At 29.7% G+C, this 23,967-nt stretch carries 22 protein-coding genes and 1 riboswitch; of the genes, 3 read left to right on the top strand and 19 right to left on the bottom strand.

The genetic code is table 11. From position 1 onward, the window contains the following. Positions 1-4 precede the first annotated feature (4 nt). The 17 genes from I4V16_RS12730 to I4V16_RS12650 form a co-directional block, all read right to left on the bottom strand. Positions 5-1,030 (bottom strand): iron ABC transporter permease, encoded by a 1,026-nt coding sequence (locus I4V16_RS12730; RefSeq protein WP_049179409.1) that lies wholly within the window; start codon positions 1,028-1,030, stop codon positions 5-7. Next, positions 1,023-1,934 carry an ABC transporter substrate-binding protein gene (locus I4V16_RS12725; RefSeq protein ID WP_049179410.1) on the bottom strand — a complete coding sequence of 304 codons (912 nt, stop codon included), beginning with the start codon at positions 1,932-1,934 and terminating at the stop codon, positions 1,023-1,025. Before I4V16_RS12725 ends, I4V16_RS12730 begins: the two co-directional genes overlap by 8 nt. Positions 1,935-2,083: 149 nt before the next feature. Beyond that, positions 2,084-2,261, bottom strand: a riboswitch (cobalamin riboswitch). A 29-nt stretch (positions 2,262-2,290) separates the two neighbouring features. Further along, positions 2,291-3,271: a phosphoglycerate mutase gene (locus I4V16_RS12720; RefSeq protein WP_099329485.1), complete on the bottom strand. Its 981-nt coding sequence runs from the start codon at positions 3,269-3,271 to the stop codon at positions 2,291-2,293. Beyond that, positions 3,268-4,332 (bottom strand): threonine-phosphate decarboxylase CobD, encoded by a 1,065-nt coding sequence (gene cobD, locus I4V16_RS12715; RefSeq protein WP_099313847.1) that lies wholly within the window; start codon positions 4,330-4,332, stop codon positions 3,268-3,270. The genes I4V16_RS12720 and cobD overlap by 4 nt, the downstream gene beginning before the upstream one ends. Then, a complete protein-coding gene (cbiB, locus tag I4V16_RS12710; protein ID WP_195966883.1) occupies positions 4,332-5,273 on the bottom strand; it encodes an adenosylcobinamide-phosphate synthase CbiB in 942 nt (313 codons plus the stop codon). Before cbiB ends, cobD begins: the two co-directional genes overlap by 1 nt. Before the next feature lie 3 nt (positions 5,274-5,276). Continuing rightward, positions 5,277-5,867: a histidine phosphatase family protein gene (locus I4V16_RS12705; RefSeq protein ID WP_099313848.1), complete on the bottom strand. Its 591-nt coding sequence runs from the start codon at positions 5,865-5,867 to the stop codon at positions 5,277-5,279. 1 nt (position 5,868) lies between these two features. Next, positions 5,869-6,249, bottom strand: coding sequence for a bifunctional adenosylcobinamide kinase/adenosylcobinamide-phosphate guanylyltransferase (locus I4V16_RS12700; RefSeq protein WP_049179415.1), 381 nt, complete (start codon positions 6,247-6,249; stop codon positions 5,869-5,871). A 10-nt stretch (positions 6,250-6,259) separates the two neighbouring features. Continuing rightward, on the bottom strand, positions 6,260-7,012 hold the full coding sequence (locus I4V16_RS12695) for an adenosylcobinamide-GDP ribazoletransferase (RefSeq protein ID WP_195966882.1): 753 nt from the start codon (positions 7,010-7,012) through the stop codon (positions 6,260-6,262). Continuing rightward, entirely contained in the window at positions 6,987-7,550 is a 564-nt protein-coding gene (locus I4V16_RS12690; RefSeq protein WP_049179417.1) for a bifunctional adenosylcobinamide kinase/adenosylcobinamide-phosphate guanylyltransferase, read from the bottom strand. The genes I4V16_RS12695 and I4V16_RS12690 overlap by 26 nt, the downstream gene beginning before the upstream one ends. Next, entirely contained in the window at positions 7,547-8,629 is a 1,083-nt protein-coding gene (cobT, locus tag I4V16_RS12685; protein WP_049179418.1) for a nicotinate-nucleotide--dimethylbenzimidazole phosphoribosyltransferase, read from the bottom strand. The genes I4V16_RS12690 and cobT overlap by 4 nt, the downstream gene beginning before the upstream one ends. 69 nt (positions 8,630-8,698) lie before the next feature. Further along, positions 8,699-9,304, bottom strand: coding sequence for a hypothetical protein (locus tag I4V16_RS12680; RefSeq protein ID WP_049179419.1), 606 nt, complete (start codon positions 9,302-9,304; stop codon positions 8,699-8,701). 192 nt (positions 9,305-9,496) lie between these two features. Further along, positions 9,497-10,276: a serine hydrolase gene (locus tag I4V16_RS12675; RefSeq protein WP_049179420.1), complete on the bottom strand. Its 780-nt coding sequence runs from the start codon at positions 10,274-10,276 to the stop codon at positions 9,497-9,499. Between the two features lie 166 nt (positions 10,277-10,442). Beyond that, positions 10,443-11,543 carry a 6-phosphofructokinase gene (locus tag I4V16_RS12670; protein ID WP_111937414.1) on the bottom strand — a complete coding sequence of 367 codons (1,101 nt, stop codon included), beginning with the start codon at positions 11,541-11,543 and terminating at the stop codon, positions 10,443-10,445. 521 nt (positions 11,544-12,064) lie between these two features. Next, positions 12,065-12,928: an undecaprenyl-diphosphate phosphatase gene (locus I4V16_RS12665; RefSeq protein WP_195616950.1), complete on the bottom strand. Its 864-nt coding sequence runs from the start codon at positions 12,926-12,928 to the stop codon at positions 12,065-12,067. Positions 12,929-13,016: 88 nt separating this feature from the next. Continuing rightward, positions 13,017-14,120, bottom strand: a complete 1,104-nt coding sequence (locus I4V16_RS12660) for a hypothetical protein (RefSeq protein WP_195616949.1) — start codon at positions 14,118-14,120, stop codon at positions 13,017-13,019. Positions 14,121-14,184: 64 nt separating this feature from the next. Then, positions 14,185-15,162 (bottom strand): type I phosphomannose isomerase catalytic subunit, encoded by a 978-nt coding sequence (locus I4V16_RS12655; RefSeq protein WP_049179424.1) that lies wholly within the window; start codon positions 15,160-15,162, stop codon positions 14,185-14,187. A 199-nt stretch (positions 15,163-15,361) separates the two neighbouring features. Next, the gene (locus I4V16_RS12650; protein ID WP_099313853.1) at positions 15,362-17,122 is read right to left on the bottom strand and encodes a tetratricopeptide repeat protein; all 1,761 of its coding nucleotides are present in this window, start codon (positions 17,120-17,122) and stop codon (positions 15,362-15,364) included. A 216-nt stretch (positions 17,123-17,338) separates the two neighbouring features. Here I4V16_RS12650 and I4V16_RS12645 point away from each other — a divergent pair, with 216 nt between their 5' ends. Together I4V16_RS12645 and I4V16_RS12640 are read left to right on the top strand one after the other, a co-directional pair. Continuing rightward, positions 17,339-18,697 (top strand): MurT ligase domain-containing protein, encoded by a 1,359-nt coding sequence (locus tag I4V16_RS12645; protein ID WP_049179465.1) that lies wholly within the window; start codon positions 17,339-17,341, stop codon positions 18,695-18,697. A gap of 17 nt (positions 18,698-18,714) precedes the next feature. Continuing rightward, entirely contained in the window at positions 18,715-19,437 is a 723-nt protein-coding gene (locus tag I4V16_RS12640; protein ID WP_049179426.1) for a type 1 glutamine amidotransferase, read from the top strand. Between the two features lie 169 nt (positions 19,438-19,606). On the opposite strand, the gene I4V16_RS12635 is transcribed toward I4V16_RS12640, so the two are convergent. Beyond that, the gene (locus tag I4V16_RS12635) at positions 19,607-20,350 is read right to left on the bottom strand and encodes a polysaccharide deacetylase family protein (RefSeq protein WP_049179427.1); all 744 of its coding nucleotides are present in this window, start codon (positions 20,348-20,350) and stop codon (positions 19,607-19,609) included. A 174-nt stretch (positions 20,351-20,524) separates the two neighbouring features. Between I4V16_RS12635 and I4V16_RS12630 the strand changes: the two genes are divergently transcribed. Then, positions 20,525-21,826, top strand: coding sequence for a serine hydrolase (locus I4V16_RS12630; RefSeq protein WP_049179428.1), 1,302 nt, complete (start codon positions 20,525-20,527; stop codon positions 21,824-21,826). 20 nt (positions 21,827-21,846) lie between these two features. Here I4V16_RS12630 and I4V16_RS12625 read toward each other — a convergent pair whose 3' ends face one another. Continuing rightward, positions 21,847-23,853 carry a methyl-accepting chemotaxis protein gene (locus tag I4V16_RS12625; RefSeq protein WP_049179429.1) on the bottom strand — a complete coding sequence of 669 codons (2,007 nt, stop codon included), beginning with the start codon at positions 23,851-23,853 and terminating at the stop codon, positions 21,847-21,849. Positions 23,854-23,967 lie beyond the last annotated feature (114 nt).

The following is a 23,967-nucleotide window of genomic DNA, read 5'->3' as shown; positions in this document are numbered from 1 at the left end:
AATATCACCTACTTCTTTTACTAAAATATAAGTAGCCAAAGAATGGTGCTCCTATAATTGCAGTTATTGCACCAACTGGTAATTCAGATGGACTTATTATAGTTCTAGCTACTAAATCTGTAAGTACCATAAAAGATCCTCCTAATAAAATACACATAGGTATAACTACTTTATGATTTGGTCCAAATATCTTTCTAACCAAATGCGGTACAATTAAATCTATAAATCCTATAGTTCCGCTTAAAGCTACAGCACTTCCTGTAAGCACTGCTGTTGAAAACAACAAATGTTTTTTTACCTTTTCAGTTTCAACTCCTATTGCTTTTGCTCCATCTTCTCCAAAGGTTAAAATATCCATTTCTCTAGAATATCTTAATACAATAGATACTCCTACAATAAAGAATGGAACCCCTACTAGCAAGTAAGACCATCCTCTCATGTTAAATGAACCCATTTGCCACATAGTTATAGCCTCAATTTTATGAGTATTTAATGCTGAAATGGTAGTAAGCATAGCACTTGCAAAAAGTGAAAAAACCATACCTGATAAAATAATAGTATTATTAGACATACCTCTATCTACTCTATTAGCAAACAAAATAACCATAATCACTGTTAAAAGCCCTGATAAAAATCCTATAAAAGGTAATGCTAAATTCCCTATAAAAGGAATTGATACCCCTAAAACTATATATATTCCAACACCTAAAGACGCTCCTGAAGACACCCCTAAAGTATATGGTGAAGCTAAAGGGTTCTTAAGTATTGACTGCATAACTGCTCCACTTACTGATAGTGCTGCTCCTACCATAAAAGCAAGTAAAACTCTAGGAAACCTTACAACCCAGATAATTGCTACATCATTACTTCCAACACCTTCAATTAAAGGAATAGAAAACAACTTGTTCCCAATAACTGAAATAATGTTGAATATATTAATATTGGAACTCCCAATGGAAGTTCCAATACATATCACTAAAAATGCTAGTGGTAGTGATAACCACAATAACATCTTTCTCTTTTTATTCATACTTGTCTGGATATACAGCCTTTGCCATTTCTTTTAATGCAGCTATAACATTTTGACTTGGACGTGATGTAGTGTTCTTATCTAAAAGGAATATTTGATTATTCTTAATAGCAGTAACACCTTCCCATCCTTTTCTTGTAGCAATTGAACCTATTGGATCGTCTAAAAATGCTTGGTTTGTTAAGATTACATCTGGATTAGCAGCTATAACTGATTCTTCACTTGGCGAAATCCAACTCTTTTCAGATTCAAATATATTCTTAGCTCCAATTATTGAAATAGCTTCATTTAAGAATGTATCTGAACCAAATGAACTAAGCTTTGAACCTGAACCTATTTCAAAGTAAACTGTTTTCTTATCAGTTATTGTATCTCCAATTGCTTTTATATCAGCAACGTCCTTTTTCATATCTTCAACTAATTTAGAAGCTTCCTTCTTTTTATCAACTAAGTTACCTATAAATTCAATATCTCCATATATTCCATCAAAACTTACACTACTTGGAATATATACTACAGGTATTCCTGCATCTTTAACAGCTTGGAATGGATCCTCATCTCCAGCTTTATTATGTCCTGATGCAATTATTATATCTGGTTCTAATCCTATAATAGTTTCAGCATCTGGATTTCTAAAATTTATCTTTGGAATATCTTCACTTATTCCTTTAACATCCTCTGAATACTTATCTACAGCAACTAATTTGTCAGCCATTCCCAAAGCAACTAAAACTTCCGTATTAGATGGAGCTGTTGATATTATTCTTTCCACCTTGCTAGGCTTAGTAAAGTCATTTCCTTCTCTGTCTTGCATTGTTACAGTCTTATCTGAGCAACCTACTAATACTGTTAGTAACATCATAATAGATAAAATAAGACCTGTTAGTTTTTTTGTTAGTTTCATTTTTTAATCCCTCCATTTACATTATGGGGTTTTGAATTGAAAACGTAGTATAAAAAAATGCATACCCATAAGGTATGCATATACATTCTACTTTTTTGTACAATAAGTAAAATGACCTACGTACCCTATAATTCCACCCTCAGAGAATAATAGTACCATCGCTATTAGGCAGGTCTCCCGACTTAACTTCATCCGCAATCTAACCTTCCCACATAAATATTTATGCAGTGGCTTAACTAGATTTTGTCCATTTCACGGTTACTGGGGTAGTTGAAGATTTACACTCCATTCCCTATTAAGTAAAACACCTAAAACGAGTCAATTCCTAATAATTATAGTTAAACGCTTATATTTTGTCAATTAGATATACTTAGGTATGGTACATATCCTTTTTCATGACTACCTGTAAAGGAATCTGTCCTATGGTCACAAGTTATTCTTATATTTACCCCCTTAAGATTTAATAAAGGAAAAAGAAGCTCATTTTTAACTTTTTCTAAAAACTGCATTTTACCTTTAAAATCTTTTCTATGAGAAAGCTCATCAAATCCATTTACATGTACAATAATATTATTAGCCGTTGAAATATATTCTAATACACCTTCTAGCTTATTATGCAATGCACTGTCCCACTCCCCTGTAGCTCCTTTAGGTTGGACAACTATCATTCCTAAAGCCTTTCCCATACCACAAATTAAATCTATCCCTCCAATTAGCACTGATTCCTTATTATACTTCTTCAATTTAACTTCACCCGAAGCCCCCCAAGGCCAAAGCATTAACCCTTCTAAACTTCTATCTTTGAAAAATTCATAGGAATAATTAATTATATTCCTTAATCTTTTATTTTTAGGCATGATTTCTTCTATTTTTTTCCCCACACTAAAATGTGGTGGATTAAGCTTTTCATGTATAATCTCATTTAAAAGAAGTAAATTCTTATATTGGTAACACGGATAAAGATATCCACCTTCTATTTTAAATTCTTTTAAAACTTCTCCTATATTTTTATCTAAATCTCCACCAGTAAAGTCTTCTAATATTCCATTATTAACCTTAATTATATTGCACCTATAAATTCCCTCTTCATCTTTTATTTTTATCCCCCTATTTAAAGCTTCATAAAAAGCCCTTTCTCCGATATCTACCTTAGAACTATCGTAACCAAGCATTTTAAAAATACAGTTTAAACTATCTAAATCCTTTCCTTCCACTGAAAAGTCTTCTTTCCTTTCATCATAATTTAACTTCATGTCTCCAAAAAGAAGTTTTTTAAAGGAATGTCCCTCAAGACACTCCTCCATAAATCCGTCTAATATAATCAAGATTTCTTTCATTTATTAAATACCTTTCTTAGAGCATATATAAGTTTTTCATTTTGCTCTCTAGTTCTTACAGCAACCCTATAGTAATTAAGACCTAACCCTATATAATTACTACAGCTTCTTATAATTATTCCATACTTAATAAGTTCTTCTTTTAAATTAATATCTGTTCTAGTTTTAAAAAATATAAAGTTAACTGCCCCCTCAAAGACCTCTAATTCTTTAAACGTGCATAACTCATTATATAAAAATACTTTTTCATTTTTTATAAAATCTATTGAATTTTTCTGGTATTCTCTTTCTTTCAACGCGACTATTGCTCCAGTTGAAGCAACTGTATTTATAGACCATGGCACAGAAACCTTGTTAATCTTTCTAATAAATTCAGCGTTTCCTGTAATTCCATAACCTACTCTTATGCCAGGAAAACTAAAAAACTTTGTAAGAGACTTAACTATAATAAGATTTTCATAATCTTTACACATGTCTATTAAAGAGTATCTACTTTTATCTTCTATAAAATCTAAGAATGACTCATCTATAACAACCTTAGTATCGGAAGATTTATTTAACACTTTAATTAAAAACTCCTTAGATACTAACTGCCCTGTTGGATTATTCGGGTTACAGATGAAAAGCATATCCATACTTTTATCTATAGCTTCTAAAAATCCATCATCTAACTTAAAATTTTCCCTATTTAATTTATAATAAACTATTTCTCCATTAATAGCCCTTATACCATCTTCATATTCAGAAAAGGTTGGAGCTGGAAGAAGAACCTTTTTAGGCTTTAGCCCTCTAATTACATTAAATATAACCTCAGCTGCTCCATTACCTAACAGTATGTTATTATAATCAATACCTTCATATTGAGAAATACCCATTCTCAAATCGTGATAAGTTATATCTGGATATCTTTCTATTCTGTCTAAAGATTTAATCATTTCTTCCTTAACTTTCTTAGAAATTCCTAAAGGATTTATATTAGCAGAAAAATCTATAATATCTTTTTCACAAATATTATATCTTCTACATATCTCTTCTACATTTCCACCGTGTCCTAAGTTCATTATAGTAACCCTCCAAGAATTATTATAATAAGTCCAACACTAAATCCTAATAAAGTAACTACTAATAAAATATTATTTGTCTTATATAAATCTGAAATTTCTATTACTTTATTCTTATCACCTATTGTTGGCTTTTCTACAATCTTACCAAAGTAATAATTTGCTCCTCCAAGTCTTATTCCTAAAGCTCCTGCAACAGCTGATTCTGGATGAGCACTATTAGGACTAGTATGATTATATCTATCTCTCTTATAAATTCTATAGCTATTTTTATAATCTAGTCCCAATATAAATGCAGCAAAAATAACTAAATATCCTGTAAGTCTTGCTGGAATATAATTAAATAGATCATCCATCTTTGCAGATACAAGCCCAAAATCTATGTACTTATCATTCTTATATCCAAACATTGAATCACAAGTATTAACTGCTTTATATGTCATAGCAAGAGGTGCACCACCTAAAGCTCCAAATAATAGTGGAGCTATTATTCCATCTGATGTATTTTCAGCTACTGTTTCAATTACAGCTCTAATAATTCCTTCTTCATCTAGAGCTTCAGTATCTCTTCCTACTATGTAGGATAGCTGCTTCCTTGCCCCTTCAATATCACCTGATTCTAAAACTTTAATTACCTTTAATCCTTCTACCTTTAACCCCTTAAAAGATATACAAAAATATAATAATATTCCTTCAATAATAATTCCAAATATATTGCTTATACTAAAAGCAAGCCTAACTATTAATGAATTAACTAAAAAAGTTATTAATATAACTCCTAACCATGTTACAAATCCAGATATTTTTAAGTTCTTAAATACTCTTCTTGTTATATTTTCAAGCTTAATACCTAAAGCTCCTATTATTCTTACTGGATGAAAAGGATTATTAGGATCTCCTATTATAAAATCTAACACTAAACCTATGGTATATGATAACATTTCTTAAATCTCTCCTAGTATTTTTATTTCTATATCTTTATCAACTTTAACCTCTAACTTATATCCCCTACCACAACTAGGTTGCATTGTATAAAAATCCTTTGAGGATTTGCAGAATAATTCAAGTAAGGTACCTATTACACCACCATGGCAAATAAGTAAAGCTTCCTCTTCACCTTTTTCTATAACTTCCCTAAAAAGTTTCCTTAGGGCCTTACTAATTCTTCTATAGAACTCTTCTTTACACTCGCCATTTGGACATTTTACCTTTTTACTTTCATCCATAATCCAAGCTATATAATCACTATTATCCTTTAGCATCTCATAGGACTTCATCTCAAAATCTCCAAAATTATATTCAAAAAAATCATTCTTCTTTGCGTATTTTGAATTTGGAAAAAGAATTTCAAAAGTTTCATTTGCCCTTTTAGCACCACTTGTATAATTTAACCTGCATTTTGGATAATCTACAGTAGATTTTAATTCAATGATCTCCTTATATCCTAATTCACTCAATGAAACATCTGACTTACCACAATACAATCTTCTTTCATTGCATAAGGTTTTTCCATGTCTTATTAAATACAAAACCATCTTATTCATCCTTCAAAACCATAGGAAGACCACAAAATACCCTTGTAACCTTATTACTTTTACTAGTTAAAAATTGTAGCACTTTTCCTGTTTCCTCTCTCCACTTTCTATCCTCTTTTTTTAGAGGTACTATACCAGATGATAAATCATCTGAAATAATTATTTTATCCTTAAATACTTCTATATTTTTCTTAAAAAACTCCATTGCATCTCTACCATTAATTACTTCATTATAAATAAACATATGAATTCCACATATAACCTTCTTTGAAAAGTCTATTTCACCTTCTCCACAGAAGAATATATCATTCTCATCTATATTAAACTTTTCCTTTATAAGCCTAAGCTTACCGTTATAGGCTCCACCAAAATATAGTTCCATATCCTTCTCCTTATATAACAGCTAAAACTAAAATCCCAAATAATTCAGTTAATACAAGAATATATCCAGCTACATCTCCATTAATTCCATCAAGTTCTTTTTTGCAATTTTTTAAAAGAATTAACCCTACATCTCCCATAACTAATGGCATTATTATATATTTATTTCCTAAGAAATAACTCAAAATTAATATAGTTATAAAAGTTATCCCTAGGGTTATCTTGTCTATTTTTCCTGTCCCATTTTTAAAGAGATTTCCATAATAGCTTTCCCCTAAAGGCTCATTAGAGATAATAAAGTATGCTGCTATAGTCCTAGATATTATAGGTATTAATATAAGAGCAATTAAATTAAAATCCTTTTCTAATGCAGTGTAAATTCCTGCAAAATCCATAATAAACAAAAGACCTAAAGCTATAACAGCAAAGGCACCAACTCTAGAATCCTTTAAAATTTTCAGCTTATCCTCTTTAGATTTTCTAGAAAGGAGTGCATCACAAACATCCATAAATCCATCTAGATGTATAAAACCTGTAACTATAAAAGGAAGAGTTAATAAAATACCTGTTGACATCATTAAGCTTATATCAAAATACTTAAGAAGTACTCCTCCCCCATACCATATAAGCCCTACTATAAATCCTACAAATGGATATATTCTCATCATATACTTTGCAGATTTTTCTTCCCATATATATTTAGGCAATGGTATTACTGTAAACATACTAATTGCCATATTAAATGCATTCAATAAGTTCTTCATTATTAATCCTTTCCTTACCTTTATGTACTATAATATTTCCAAAGGAACTCTCTATTACAACCTGTGACATCTTAGCTATTTCACAATTTATAATACCAAGTTCTTTTCTAAAATCCTCTGTAAAATCATCATACCTAATTCCATCGCTAAATACATAATCTGATACAATAACTAAATTAGAAACCTTCTTAGAGATTGCATTCACTTCTGTTATAATTTTATCTTTAACATTTTTCACAACCTGTTTATTATTAAACATCTCATTAGTAACAAGAGATGTAATACTATCAAGTAATACTGTATCATCCTTACTTAGCATTGGTAAAACACTACTAATATTCCTTGGAACTTCTATTGTTATATAGCCATGTCCACTTCTATTTTTTATATGTTCCTCTATTCTTTTTGAATCCTCATCATCATAAGGCTTCATGGTAGCTAGATAATATAAATTTCCTTTATTAAATACCTTCTCTGCAATAAGCTCTCCATAATTGGACTTTTGGCTTTTAGACCCGCCAACAACAAATATTATCATACTATATAATTTTCTTCTCCTTTTATTTTTTCAAGATAAGAATTATCAATTTCCCCTTCTTCAAAGGTTGCCATATTATTCATCATAGACAATGCAAACTCCACTACAGAAAATGCTATTGGACAGCCACTACCTTCTCCAAGTCTCATTCCCAAATTAAGCATTGGCTCAAGTCCTAACTCCTCTATAGCTAAATTATATCCTATTTCTTTAGACTTATGAGAAGGTATAAGATATTCCTTTACAATAGGATTAAGCCTTGATGCTAGAAGGGCTGATACAACTGAAATAAAGCCATCAATAACAACAGGTATTCTATAATATGCAGCTCCTAAAAACACTCCTGTCATTCCAGCTATATCGTACCCTCCAACCTTTGATATTATATCCATTGGGTCCATTCTATTTATATCCTTACTTTCAACAGCAGTTTTGACCACTAGCTTTTTCTTATTAAAGGCCTCCTCAGTAACCCCAGCACCTTTACCAACTACTTTATCAACTTCACAGTCAATCAAACACATTAAAACTGCTGCAGATGTTGTAGTGTTACCTATTCCCATTTCACCAATACCAATTATATCAAAGCCTTCATCCTTAGCTTTTTTAGCCATCTCAATTCCTATTTCAATTCCCCTTTTAGCTTCTTCATAGCTCATAGCATTTTCTTTATATATATTTCTAGTTCCTTTAGATATTTTTTTATCTACAACCCCAGTTATTTTTTCATCAGAATTTATTCCTATATCTACAACAATTAACTTTGTATCATTTGTTTTACCTATTGCACAAACTCCAGTTTTGCCCCTAATAAAATTCTTTGTTTGGGCCAAAGTTACATATTGTGGAGAGGAGGCTACCCCTTCTTCAACCACTCCATTATCAGCACTCATAATAATAATACCTTTATTTTTTATGGAATTCTTTATATTTCCTGTTATGCCTGAAATCTGTATTGCTAAATCCTCAAGTCTTCCTAAACTTCCTAAAGGCTTTGCTAAGGAATCAACTCTTATTTTCGCTTCTTCAATTTTATCTTTATATAATGGTTTAATTCCATTTATCACTTCATTTATCATACTACGCCCCCATATTATTAAAATATTACCCCTATTATATCAGCAAATAAAAAACAAAACAAAAAGGTACTAAAAATTTAGTACCCATTCAAATTCATTTATCACATTAATAGCAAAGTCCGGAATATTAGAATTAAGAACTTTATTGGAAAAGCCACTATTTTCTCCTAGAACTTTAAATTCAATTCTATCTAAAATATTAACTATGTCCATAATAGAATTATTCCTTTTTACATTCTCTATATATCCCCCAACTTCTTTTATACTTCCTTTCATTAAAATATCACCATTACTTATATTTTTAATAGTTATACTTTTATTAAATATATTAATACTAAAACCCATATTTAAATTATTTATTATAGATGATAATGTTTTATAGAAGTAATACATTTCAGATAAAGATAAATCACTTATAAAGTTTTTCCCATGGATTAAGTTTATAACTTCAGTGCAGTCTTTTTCAATTACTAATAATTCTTCCCTAGATAAACTTAAGTTTTTCATGTAAGTTATTATATTATTACTATAGTTTGGGTTAATACCTATTATTCTTATCTGCTTTTCTACATCATTAATATCCTCACCCCCTAAAGGAAGCGCATACGCTTTAGTTCCATCACAAAATAAAATTAATACTAAAAAAATCATTAAAGGTCTTATTAATTTCTTCATAAAAAGCTCCTAAACTTTAACTCTATATTAAGAAGTATTAACATTTATTATTAGTGATATGTAAAAACTAAATATAATTATAAAAAGAAGAATGTATCAAAATTTACTTTGATACATTCTTCTTTTACCCTCATCCTATCATTTACCATAGTTGAACCCCTACCTAACCCACAGGTAGAGCTATTTATGTTTTCAATGCCAATTATTCATGACATTGTCCCACATCATTTTACCGCACTTAGCCAAAGTTACTGTTCCATATACACTATTAGGAACGGAAGTTGATAATACAGTAAATACAAAATTCCCCTTAGGTAATTGTATTAATGCTGTATCATTTTCAACACCTTTCTTATCACCAGTTTTACTTGAAATTTCATACTTCAAATCATCTGGTATATATAAAGCAAGCTTATTCTTAATTTGTTGCCTTCTTAATATATCTATTAGCATAGTACTATTATCTCTATTTAGATAAGTCGCATTATGTAGATGCTTCCATATCTTAGAAAGATCATATGCGCTTGTTATATTTTCCACACCATCTTTAGATTGTCTTTCATCGCTAGTCTTTCTGTTAAGAATAGTGTTTTTTAATCCCATTTCTTTTATGTTTGAATTAATATTATCCATTCCAATTATATCAATTATCTTATTGGCTGCAGTATTATCACTTTGTATAAGCATTGCTACTAACAATTCAAATATTGTATACTCTCTCTCATTAAATTCATGGATTATACCAGTTCCATAAACTTTATCTTCTTTTTCTATTTTGATTTTATCCATGAAATCTACCTTTTTATCTTCAACAGCTTTTATAAGAGAAACTGCTATAGGAAGTTTCATGCACCCTGCAGCAACCATTTGAACGTTTTCATTATACCCATAAATGAATCCGCTCGATAGATCTTCAAAGAAAAATCCGTAAGTTCCTATTCTTGATTCTAAATATCTCTTTATCTCTTTCATAATACCCTCCAGCTTCTAAAAATTAACTGTCCCTAGGAAAAGTATATCATATTTTCAGAAAATTTTGAAGATACAAATTAAATATAATATTATTAATATTAAGTATTGCAGAAACTCCCCATTAGGGGAGTTTCATAAAAATCTTTCATATCCCTTTTATATTAAACTAATCTCCAAAAGAAATTCCTATTTTTTTAGCAACTTGAACTAATTCTCCATCTGGCAATACTTGCTTAGTTTTTTGTCCAATAACATTTTCTAAACTATCAGAAGATATTGTATCTCCTTTTAAGCATACCATATCACCAAACTTACCTTCATTTATCAACTCAACAGCAGCTACCCCATATCTAGTCGAAAGAATTCTATCATAAGTAGAAGTAGTTCCTCCTCTTTGGATATGACCAAGCACTGTGCATCTTACTTCATGATCTGGAATTATCTTTTCTAAATCATCAGCTAACTTATTACCAATTCCACCAAGTCTAATTGGATCTGGACTATCTGCTACAATCTTAGAAACTACGACTTCACCATCTTTAGGCTTAGCCCCTTCTGCTACTACTATAATAGTAAATAGTTTGCCCTCTTTTCTTCTCTCTTCAACCTTTTCTTTAATTTTGTTTATATCGTAAGGTATCTCTGGTAGCAAAATAACATCTGCAGAACCTGCTATTCCAGACTCTAATGCTATCCAACCAGCACCTCTTCCCATAACCTCACAAATCATAATTCTATGATGTGATTCAGCAGTTGTATGAAGTCTATCTAAAGCTCCAGTAGCAACATCTATTGCTGTATTAAATCCAAATGTAACATCGGTAGATGCTAAATCATTATCAATTGTCTTTGGAACTCCTATTACTTTAACTCCTTTTCTAGCAAAATCTCTAGCTGATGTTAAGGTTCCATCTCCACCTATTACAACTAGAACATCTACACCCTCTTTTTTCATATTTTCTACAGCTACATCTGAAACATCTTTTTTTACCATTTGACCATTTTCTTCTACTTGGTAATCAAATAGGTTGTCCTTGTTTGAACTGTATAGAATAGTACCTCCTCTATGTAGTATTCCTGATACTGATTCTAATGTTAGAGGAATGAAGTCATTGTTATATAGGCCTCTATATCCAAATTTATAGCCTATAACCTCCATACCATAATTTAATATTGCAGTTCTTGTTACAGCTCTAATTACTGCATTTAATCCAGGACAATCTCCGCCACCTGTTAGTAAGGCAATTTTTTTGATTTGTTGTTCCATTCTCATATCCCCCTCTACCACACACGTTATATCGTAATTGTTTTTATATTCATTATTTTCAAACAATTTAGAATAAAAAAATATAAAAACTATTACTTTACGACACTTTTTGATATTGTTTACATACAATGCATTACAAGAAAATGTCATTTACTTATTTTATGATAACATAAATTTAAATGAGTGAAAAGTAAAATTGAATGTAAATTTTATAATTTTTAGAATTTTTACAAAATAAAGATATAGAAAAGGTGGAGTGGATATTTATTTTGCTTGTCCCGTCGCATAGTCCATAGATATTTATTTTTCTCGTTCCGTCGCAAGCTCCAAGTCACAGAAAAATAAATATCTATTCCCTTCGTACTTAAGGTAAGGAAATCATAAAATTATTATCTTTGACCTTATAATTTTTTAATATGAAAATATAATACCTTTGATTTATAGCAAATTAAAATTTTATAATTTCCTAGACATAAAAAAGGAGAAACCTCTAATTGAGGTTTCTCTCCTATGATTTATATTTACGATAGCGTTATTATCTTTGTGAATACTAATACTGCTAATAATATCCCTGCTGCTACTCTGTATATAGCAAATACTCTCATTGGTTTTTTCTTTAAATAATCAATAAATTTCTTCATTACTATTATAGAAACAACAAATGCCACTATAAATCCTAATACTAGAGCAATCCATAATGTAGTATTCATAATTGAATAATCAAACTCAAATAAATCCTTTGCTGATGAACCAATCATTGCTGGCACTGCTAAGAAAAATGAAAACTCTGCTGCTATAGAAGTAGATAATCCTGCAATCCATCCTCCCATAATAGTTGATGCACTTCTTGACATACCTGGCCACATTGAAAGTACTTGGAAACAACCTACTATTAATGACTTTCCAGGAGTAATTTCATCTATATCTTTTATAGCATGCTTTTTATTTCTAAATAGCCCTTCAATTACTAGTAATAATATACCACCAACTATAAATCCTACAATTACAGCTTCTGGTCTAAATAACGCCTTAATGTTATCATAAAATAACATCCCGATTATACCTGCTGGTATTGATGCTACTATAACATTAATTCCAAATCTAAATCCTACTTTTCCTTTTTTACCACCTGTAAAAATATATTGGAAAAATTCTATTACACTATCCTTAATTTTTATCCAGTAAAGCACAACTACAGCTAAAATAGCTCCAAGTTGAATAACTACTTCGAACATCTCTGCAAATTGTGGAGACGCACTACGGAAATTTATAGCACTTCCTACTAAGATCATATGTCCTGTAGATGATACTGGAATAAATTCTGTTAGCCCCTCAACAATTGCAATAATTATTGATTTCAAAATAAATATTAAGTCTAACCCCACTCATATCACACTCACTTTCTTTTTAACTCCGATTTTTATTATACTTAACCCAAAACTACTTGTCTATTAACTTAATAAATTATTAAGATTATTTATCCCTCTCTACTACTATCCTTTTAAGTATATTTACTCCATCCTTAGATAATTCTATTTTATTTGTTCCTTCTACTAATTCAACTTCTTCATACCTATCTATCTTTTTCATTTTACCATCATTAATTCTTAAATAGTAATCTTTTATTGTACTTCCATTTTCGAATGCACCAATAACATAAACATAGCTATTTGAAGATTCCATAGGCTTTCTCATTAGTATTATATATGTACTACTATCTTTGCCATTTGCCTTTGTACTAGGTGACAATGTAAACAATGTCTTTTCTGTTGTAAAAATTGTTGATGGAAAATAATCATTTTCAATCTTCATATCAATATCTTTTTCTGAACTACAGTATGTTAAATAGCTATTACTTTTCTTCATTGAAATAGTATTATCTATTGCAACTGTATATGAAGATAAGTATTTAGATATCTTCTTTCTGTAATCATTTTGAGAACTATTCCCTATATAAGTTAAGTCCTTAAGCTTCTCTCCTAAAACTTCAATAGAAGATAGTTTTACCCCACCTTTTTCTAGATACCCTTTATCCTTAAAATCCACCATTATCCACTTATTATCCTCTTTACTCCAGTACTCAACAACATAATATGAAGGATTCTTTTGAAACTGAGGTACCTCTTTTCTAAACTCACCAACTCTAGCCACAAATCCAGCTGCTAATAAGATATCTCGTTCTATTATTGCCATATCTCTATCTGATACCTTTTTATTGCCACCCTTTTCCTCTAAGATACCATATCCATCTTTAGCAACAGAACTATCTACATCATCATATTCGATGATACTCTTTAATATATCTACAGTTTGTAATACCTTTTCTAATTCATTTTTATTGTTATTAACTATTTTACTTACGCTGTAAACACTATCTAACTTTTTTATAGAATTAGGCTTCTCCTCAATATCTTGGTAAAACAATGTAATGTTATTATCATTATAAATATTATCCCATTCTATAACTCTTAATCCCTTGTTATTACTAAAATTTTTGAAATAAAGAGTAGCACAAACAATAATTATTAAGGCAAAAAGTATAACCTTTACTAATTTAAACTTATTTTTATTTGCCATTGTATTCCCACCTTTTAAAAAAGAAACTAAGAGCAATTACACTCCTAGTTTCTTATCGTCCACTTTACTTAATTACATTACTTAATATTTTGGATTTTTCTACTTCTAAATCAGGAACATAACTCTTTAACAAAGTAAAATTCCCCTCTAAAGTATACTTTCCAAGGCTTGCAGGTATTAAGATACTATCTCCAAGCTTTATTTCTAATTCATTTCCTGAAGATACTATCTTACCATTACCTTCCACACAAGTGAATAAGAAAAATCTATCTAAGTCACTATTTTCTATAGCCTTACTTTTAACTTCATACTTTTCAATTGCAAAAAATTCACTTAAACATAAAATTGTTTTATCAAAGCCTTCTTCATGAATTGTGATACCTTTACTATTTTCACACTTTAAATCAAAATTAATTACATCTAGAGCTTTTTTAACGTGTATTTCTCTTCCTCTATTATAGTCATATACTCTGTATGTTGTATCACTACTTTGTTGGATTTCTGCTATTGTTACCCCTTCACATATGGCATGTACTAAACCACTTTGTACATAAAACATATCACCTTTTTTAACTGGTATCTTATTTAAATATGGTTCTAAACAACCATCTTCTATAGCCTTCTTAAAAATTTCCTTGTCACAATCCTTAGTTCCTACAATAAGTGATGCTCCTTCTTCTGCATCTACAACATACCACGCTTCAGTTTTTCCCAAGTCATTCTCTGCTTCTTTTGCATACTTATCATCTGGATGTACTTGAACAGATAATTTATCCTTCGAATTAATAAGCTTAATTAGTAACGGAAAATTATCCTTGCTAATTTTTTTTCCTACAACTTCTTCTCCATATTTATCTATAAGTTCTTTAAATGATAATCCCTTAAGTTCTCCATTTTCTATAACTCCTGTTCCATTTCTATGGCAAGCAATATCCCAGCTTTCTCCTATACATCCTTCTGGAACATTATCCCTAAACTTTTCTAGGTCTCTACCTCCCCATATCCTCTCATAATACAGATTTTCAAACTTAATTGGATACATAAAATACCCCTCCTATAATTTTCTTTAGTTAATATATTATTATTATATTATTTTTTCTACAATTAGGCAAAGATTCTAATTAACTAATTAAGAGTAAAAAAGAAAAAACTTTCATTATAGGAATTTGCCACTATAAGAAAAGAGAGAAATCGCAAAGCAATTTCTCTCCCTCATCTATAATTATTCTCTCTAACTTTTCTTAATAGAATAATGTAAAGTCTGGTACTGTTAATTTTGATCCATCTTCCTTATTATAAGCATCATATAGGGTCTTTGCCTTTTGGTAATTCTCAGATATAACATTTCTTGTTTCGGTATCTACTGAATTAGTTAATCCATCATACGCTGCTTTTATATTAACCATACCTCTTTCAATTTCACCTTCCATTGCAATATAGAAGACTCCTGCATTATTTAATGTCTTAAGATCACTCTTATCTACTGAATAAGCAGATCTAATTGCAGCTATAGCTTCATCTGTTTTTCCTTCATTTAAATATACAGTTCCTAGGGTTCTAAAATATTTTGTAGATTGTTCATCTAATTTAGTACATTGCTTTAATAACTCTATAGCTTCACTATTCTTTCCATCTTCTATTTTTATGTTGGCCATATTGTATAAAATTTCAGCATCATTTGGCTTAACTAATGAAGCTAAATTATAATACTCATAAGCTTTACCCTTATCTTGAGTATTATATGAATAATAATCAGCTATTTTTAATAATATATTGTAATTAAAAGGTTCTTTTTCAATAGCCATTCTTAAATAAGGTTCTGCTATTTCACTTTGTTCTTTTGCTATCATAATTTCTGGTATTAAGAATCCGTAATTATCAGGATAATCTTTATTTTCTAAAATACTTTGTTTACATAACTCAAAAGCCTTATCATAATCTCCTAAATCAAAGTAATACCAAGCTGCTGTATGATAACCAAAATATGAATTTTCATCATTCTCTATTACTGCATTTAATATTCTTTCTGCCTCTTCATTATTTCCTAAGTGTTGATCAATCTTTGCAATTATAGTCTTAAAAACTACATTACCAACATCTTTCCCTTCTAGTTCTTGTACTAAAGTATTTGCTTCATTAGTAGTTTCTTCAAGCATTGAGTAACACTTTGCAAGCCAAACTTTGTAACATACTTCATCTGGATTTGCTTCTGATAACTCTGTCAGCTTCATAATTACAGCATCTCTATCATAAGATGAAATTTGAGCTATAACATCATATACTTTTATTTCATCTTTATTTTTATACCAAGCATCCTTTAATATCTCATAACCTTTATCCCAATCATCTACTAACATATTCATTCTTGCATATAATGCTAAGTCATAAGAAGATTCTTCATCAACATCATACTCTTTGATTATATTGTTAGCTTTATCTCTTTGTCCATTTACCATATATATTGTAAACATTGTTCTTTGAATAGACTTATCTAATGCATTTTCTTTCATGAACATCTCACCATATTCTAAGGCCTTTTCCTTTTCTCCATTCATAAGGAAAGTAAGTGCTATAAGATTTCCAAGTTCACCGTCTACATCATTATATTTGCTCTTGCCATTCTCATTGATAAGTTCATTTCTTTTTTGATATGATTGTTCTAATAAAGAGTTTGACTTCTCATAATCTCCCTTTACCGAATAAATCTCTGCAATCTTAGTTGTATAAATAGGCCACTCGTCATCTTCTTGTAGTTTTTCATATTCTGCGATTGCTGCATCATAATCCCCTTCAAAAAAACTAGCTTCAGCTTTATTAGTAGCTATGCTAACTGCATTAGCACCCATTATTTTTTGACAAGTAAACATAACTAAAAAGGCAAACAACATTACCCCTGATATAGTTATTATAGTATCTATTCTCGCATCTTTTTCTGAAAACTTCTTATAGGCTGTCCCTATTTTTCCAAAACTATTTTTAATTCCTTTTAACACTTTTTCCATACTGCACCCACCTTTTCACTTATACACAAGGTTTACATATGTATTATTCTAACATTTACAATATAAAAAATCTACTACAAATAATTGTAAATACCACACAAAATATCTCTTTTATCTTATAATCTTCTACAAAATATTATAAGTTTATGCTATACTTATTTTCAAAGTTTACAATTAAGCTTTTAAGGACATACTACATAGTAAGCATTTAAGGTGGTGAGCAATATTAATATTAAGTCTATTTTAAGTATTTTAGCTGGTAAAATTACATTATTTATATCTAAAAACCTTCTAAAAGGGGGAAGCACCTTTCCAGGTACTGTAGCATTAAAATTTGATAAAGAAATATTAAAAAAGGTTGCTAAAGGATATAAAGTTATACTTGTAACTGGAACTAATGGTAAAACTACTACTACAAGTATGATTACTAATATATTTAAGGCAAATGGACATACAGTAATTACAAATAATACAGGAGCTAATCTATTTAGAGGAATAGTTGCTTGCTTTATAGATAATTATAGCTTTTTCAAAAAAAATCATGATAGCTATGCCATTATTGAAGTAGATGAAGCTAATCTAAAATTTGTAACGGAATACATAACCCCTGAAATTATAACTATTACTAATCTATTTAGAGACCAATTAGATAGATATGGTGAAGTTTATACTACTCTTTCAAAAATCTTAGAGGGTGTTGAAAAAGTTCCATTATCTAAATTAGTTTTAAATGGTGATGATTCTTTATTTGGTAAATTACCTGTACCAAATGAAACTATATACTATGGTTTTAATGTAGGGGTAAAAAAGGATAATACTATTGATGTTAATGCTGATGCAAAGTTCTGTAAAGTTTGTAAGGCTCCATATCAATATAACTTTATAACATATAATCATCTAGGAGATTTCTACTGCTCAGAATGTGGCTATAAAAGAGCTGATCTTAAATATTCTGTAAATGAAATTTTAGAATTAAACCCTAATTCATCTAAAGTACTTATTAATAATGATGAAATAACTATTAGTCAATCAGGAATCTATAATATTTACAATGGTCTTTGTGCATATTCAATAGCCAAAGAAATGGGAATTGATGAAGACTCAATAAAATCTTCCCTTGGAAAACAAGATTCTAGCTTTGGTAGGCAAGAAGAAATAAATATAGATAATAAGCAAGTAAAAATAATACTTGTTAAGAATCCTGCTGGATATAACCAAGCTATAGACACACTTTGTTTAAATAAAGAAGACTTCTCTACTCTATTTATGCTTAATGATAATTATGCTGATGGAACTGATGTTTCTTGGATTTGGGATGTTGATTTTGAAAGATTAAAAGAACTTCCTATAAAAGATGTATTTGTTTCAGGAATAAGATTGTATGATATGGCAGTTAGATTAAAAGTGGCTGGACTTAATTCAGAAAAATTTATTCTAGAAGAAAATTATGAAGCATTAACAGAAAAAATTAAAAATAGTAGCACTAATAGAATTTATATATTAGCTACTTATACAGCCATGATTAATTACAGAAAATATCTACACTCAAAAGGCTATATTAAAAAGCTTTGGTAGTAAAAAGGAGTGGAATTATGGAATTAAATATTTGTCATCTTTATCCTGATCTTTTAAATGTTTATGGAGATGTTGGTAACATTCTTGTGTTGAAACATAGAGCTGAAGAAAGAGGAATAAAGGTTAATGTAGTTGATGTTTCTTTAAATGATAAATTCAATAAAGACGAAATAGATATAGTTTTCTTTGGAGGAGGTCAAGACTATGAACAATCAATTGTTTCTGAAGACCTTAAAAACAACAAAGAAGAAGTTCTAAGACAATATATAGAAGAGGATAAAGTTCTTCTTGCTATATGTGGCGGATATCAACTTCTAGGAAAGCACTATATTTCTCCTAATGGAGAAAAACTTCAGGGATTAGGTATATTAGATATCTATACTGAAGGTGGAGAAAAGAGACTTATTGGAAACACCGTAATATACAATGAAGATTTTGATGAAACCTATGTTGGTTTTGAAAATCACTCAGGAAGAACATTTATAAACGGATTAAAACCACTTGGGAAGTGTATTCATGGATACGGAAACAATGGTGAAGATGGTTACGAAGGATGCATCTATAAAAATACTTTCTGTACTTATTTCCACGGATCATTACTTTCAAAAAATCCTGAGCTTGCAGATAGATTTTTAAAGATTGCTTTAGAAAAAAAATATGGTTCTGTTGAGCTAAAAAAGCTTGATGATACTTTTGAATTAAAAGCTAAGGAACATATCATAAATAGATTTAAAGAATAGAAAGAGCTCTGCTAACTTGGCAGAGTTCTTTCTATTCTATCTATTCTTTATAACTCTATTAACTCTTTGACTCTCTATATTATAGTTAAGCTTTTTCACTTATTTATATATTTTTATGTTTTTATATTTACGTATTTATATATTTTTATAAATATATATTATTATTTACCTACCTTCTATTAATAACTCTTATATTCTCTAAGTATTGTTTTTCCCAGGGCTCCATCTCACTTAAAGTTTTAAATTTATATCCCATTACTTTATACTCATTAATTATAGTTTCTAAAGCTTCAGTTGTAGTATTCTTATTATCTAAGTCATGCATCAAAAGAACTTCAACTTGATATTTGCAGCCCCCAGAATTAACGTTACCCTCTATTATATCAGCTGCTACTCTTATGGCTGTAGCATCACCAGAATCAACGTTCCAATCTACATAATCAACTCCCTTTTTTAAAAGCTTATTCCTTATACTAGCTAGAACCTCTCTATCTCCAACTAAGTTATCCGACCCTCCCGGCATCCTTACAAATGTACACCCAACATTTTTGCCAGTAACTTTGTTAATAGATTCCTGACATTTGCTTAAATCATTAAAATAAAAATCTTGGGAACTATATAGTTCTTTATAAATATGATTGTTGCAATGTGGATATATATCCATATTATTCTTGTCCATTTTTTTTACAATCTCCGGAAACATTTCAACATTCTTTCCAACAACAAAGAAAGATGCTTTCACATCATTTTTCTTTAAAACATTTAATATTCTATTTGTATTATTAGGTGAAGGCCCATCATCAAAAGTTAAATAAACTAACTTCTCTCCTTCTACTGCATCCACCTTATAATTACAAAATGGTACACATAAAAAACTTAATATAATTAATATAAATCCTTTTAGTTTCTTCATTTTTCCACCTCCTACTTCATTTACCCTTAGTGTTGGCATTTTTAAGATTTTATATTTAAGTAATTAATAGGAAATTGAGAATATTGTCATTTTACATATTGTTATTAAAATACATAAATGATATACTAAAACTGTTTTCAGACATATTATTTTTAAGAGATGGGGAGATGAACCGTGACAAAAAGAAAGACGTTAAAAACATTGGCATTAGCTCTTTCCATATCTTTATTAGCACCTTTTGCTAGTAAGGTCCATGCCACAGAAAAAGTTAATACGCCAGAAATTATTTCAAAAGCTGGAGTCGTTGTTGATTATGATACCGGAGAAGTAATTTACGAAAAAAATGGTAATGAAAAAATGTATTTAGCTAGTACAACTAAGCTAATGACAGCATTGCTTTTTGCAGAAAACGCAAAAAAAACAGACCAAATAGTATATACAGAAACAGCTTTAGCACAACCACCATATACTATGCAAAGTGAACAAATGCTTCCTTATGGTAAATCATTCAAGGTAGGAGATACCATTGATGCTGATACAGCTATGAAGGAACTTTTATTATTCTCTGGTAATGATGCTGCATATATGATTGCAGATCATGTTGGTGGAACCTCAGAAAAATTCATTCAAATGATGAATGACAAAGCAAAAGAGCTTGGATTAGTAAATACTCACTTTGAAAACCCTAATGGTTTACCAGATTCCGTAACAGGAAAAGATGTAAACTATTCTACAGCTTATGAGTTATCTATTTTAACTAAGAAAGCTTATGAAAATGAATGGATAAGAGAAACTATGGCACTTTCAAATGCTACAGTTACCTTACCTGGAGATACTATAATACAATTAGAAAATAGAAATACTGAATTAGGCAAAAATGGGAACATAGGTGGTAAAACAGGTGTTACTGGTGATGCCGGAACATGTTTTGCTGGTCTATATGAAAGAAATGGACGTAAACTTATTGGTGTAGTATTAAAGTCTGATAGAAACGATAATGATGCTAGATTTAGAGACTTAAATTCTATGATGGACTATAGTTATCCTGCTGAAAAACAAGTTATTAAAAAAGCTGGAGATGAGGTTGGTTCTCTTGAACTTGAATACAAATTATTTGGATTCTTTGGACCAACAAAAACAATAACAGCTAATGTAACTTTAAGTGAAGACTTGAAATTATATAACAATTCGCTTAATGTGAATAACTTAAAAATAACACTAAACCCAGAAAGCAACAACGCTTGGAAACTTGCTTCTAAAAACGATATTCCTTTAAGTGCAACAGTTTTAGATTCAGCTTTAGAAGTAAAGGGCAGCAGTGATTTAACAGTATTTAAGCTTATAAAGGCTAATATGCTTGTATACCTTGCTATTATCCTTGCAATTGTTATAGTAGTAATCTTAATAGTTCTTATAATTAAGATTATCAATAATAGAAAGAGATATAGTCGTTCAAGACGTAGAAGAAGATATTAAAAGGAAGGGTTAACCCTTCCTTACTTTTTTAACTTAAATACCTTTACTTCATTTTCAAGATTCTTACCTAAATCTTTCAGATTACTTGCATAAGCAGTAAACTCTTCTGAAGATGCAGATACTTCTTCACAAGAAGCTGATACTTCTTCTGTTCCTGCTGCTGTCTCCTCAGCTATTGCAGATAAATTCTGTACCTGATTTACCAAATCATCTTTCTTTTCTCCTATTTCATCCAAAGCATTTGCTATATTATAAACCTTACTTGTAAGCTCCTTAACAGAACTAATAATATTCTTAAATATTTTTTCAGCATCTAAGATAACATTTTGTTGGCTTTCCACAGTTTCATTAGTATTTTTAACTGTATCTACTGCTACATTAACTTTTAACGATACTTCTTGAACTATTCCATTTATCTCTTTTGCTGATTTTGATGTTTCTTCTGCAAGCTTTCTTATCTCTTCGGCAACTACAGCAAAGCCTTTTCCAGCCTCTCCAGCTCTAGCTGCTTCTATAGCTGCATTTAAAGCAAGAAGATTAGTTTGTTCAGTTATTTGGGATATTGTTTGATTCATTACCGCAATCTTACTTACACTTTCAGATACTAAAGAAATAACTTTACTAACTTCCATCGCACTCTCTTTAGTCTCTGTTGTTTTACTCATTACAACATTTATAATATTTATTCCATCTTCTCCCAAAGCATTTGCTTCTATAGCTTTATTATTAATATCCTTAGCTTCTTTATCTATATTATTAATATCTTGAGAAACACCGTCTAAGTTACAAGATACATTTGTCAAACTCTCTGCAGATTCCATTGTACCTTTTGATATTTCCTCTGCAGTATTAGCAACCTCTCCAATAGCTAAAGCAACATCATTACTCATTTCTGATATATTAATAGCTGAATCAGACACATCAATAATTGAAGACTGTACCTTTCCAATTAAATCTGATATCTTATATTGCATAATATTGAAACTATCTGCTAGTTCCTCAAGCTCATCTCCTGTTGATAAAAATATTTCTTCTGAAAAATCACCTTCAGAAGCTTTATTAACTCCATCTTTAATAATTTTTATAGATTTATCTATTCTTTTTGAATATATACTTCCTAATGTAGTTACTATACCAAAAACCACAATTATAGTAATAATAATTGTAGTAATAAACTCCTTTATATTTTCTGTTAAATCAGCACTTGGAACTTCAAGCATCACTTTCCATCCTGTAATATCTGAAGTTGTAAAACCAAAATTATATATAATTTCTGATCCAGCTTTTCCTTTAACTAATCCACTATCCTCATTTTTTATAGTTTCCCACACTTCACTTTCAGAAATATCACTATTTCCAATATACTCTTTATTAGGATGAGCAATTGTTATTCCATTAGCATCAATGATACTACATATACCATTATCACCAAAAGTAATATTTCCCAAAGCATTTGCAATACTTTCAATATCAAAATCTACGCCCAAAACAACTTGGACCTCTCCATTTATTATTAGAGCTTTAGATAAGGTAACCATATTCTTTCCAGTTACAATATCCTTATATACATTAGACACTCCTAACTGTCCATTTGCCTCTTTTGCTTTTATATACCACTCTCTTGTTGTTGAATCAAGATTCGTAGGTATTTCAACATGTGGATAAATTAATGTTGTCTTACTTTTAGTTTCATAAATAAATGTAGATTTAATATCTTTATCCCCTTCTGCTAATAGTATAAGGTCTTTTTCTAACTCTTCTTTACTTGAATATGTATCTAATCTTTTTATAACAATATTCATTATGTTTTGAATTCCGTCAAACTTTTCATTAACCAATTGTTCTACACCCATATCAATACTTTTAGCACTCTTCTTAAATTCATTATCACTTGAATTTTTAAATAATATTATTGATGATATACCTAATGTTACTATTGGTATTAAGGTACATATAATTAATAATTTAATTATCTGCCCTCTAAAGCTCTTTAAATTTTTATTTACTTTTTTATCTTTAGAAATCATAAAAAAACCTCCCTCTTTATATTTTTCGACATTTTTTTCATTTTCTGTATAGAGAACTTATTTGTTCACAAAAAATTCATATTTACATGGTAAAATTTATATTAACAATTCGTA

Source organism: Clostridium sp. 1001283B150210_160208_E6 (assembly GCF_015669365.1).
Lineage (GTDB): Bacteria > Bacillota > Clostridia > Clostridiales > Clostridiaceae > Clostridium > Clostridium paraputrificum.
Note: the sequence above shows the minus strand (reverse complement) of the source record. Positions and strands in the feature narration are given on the sequence as shown.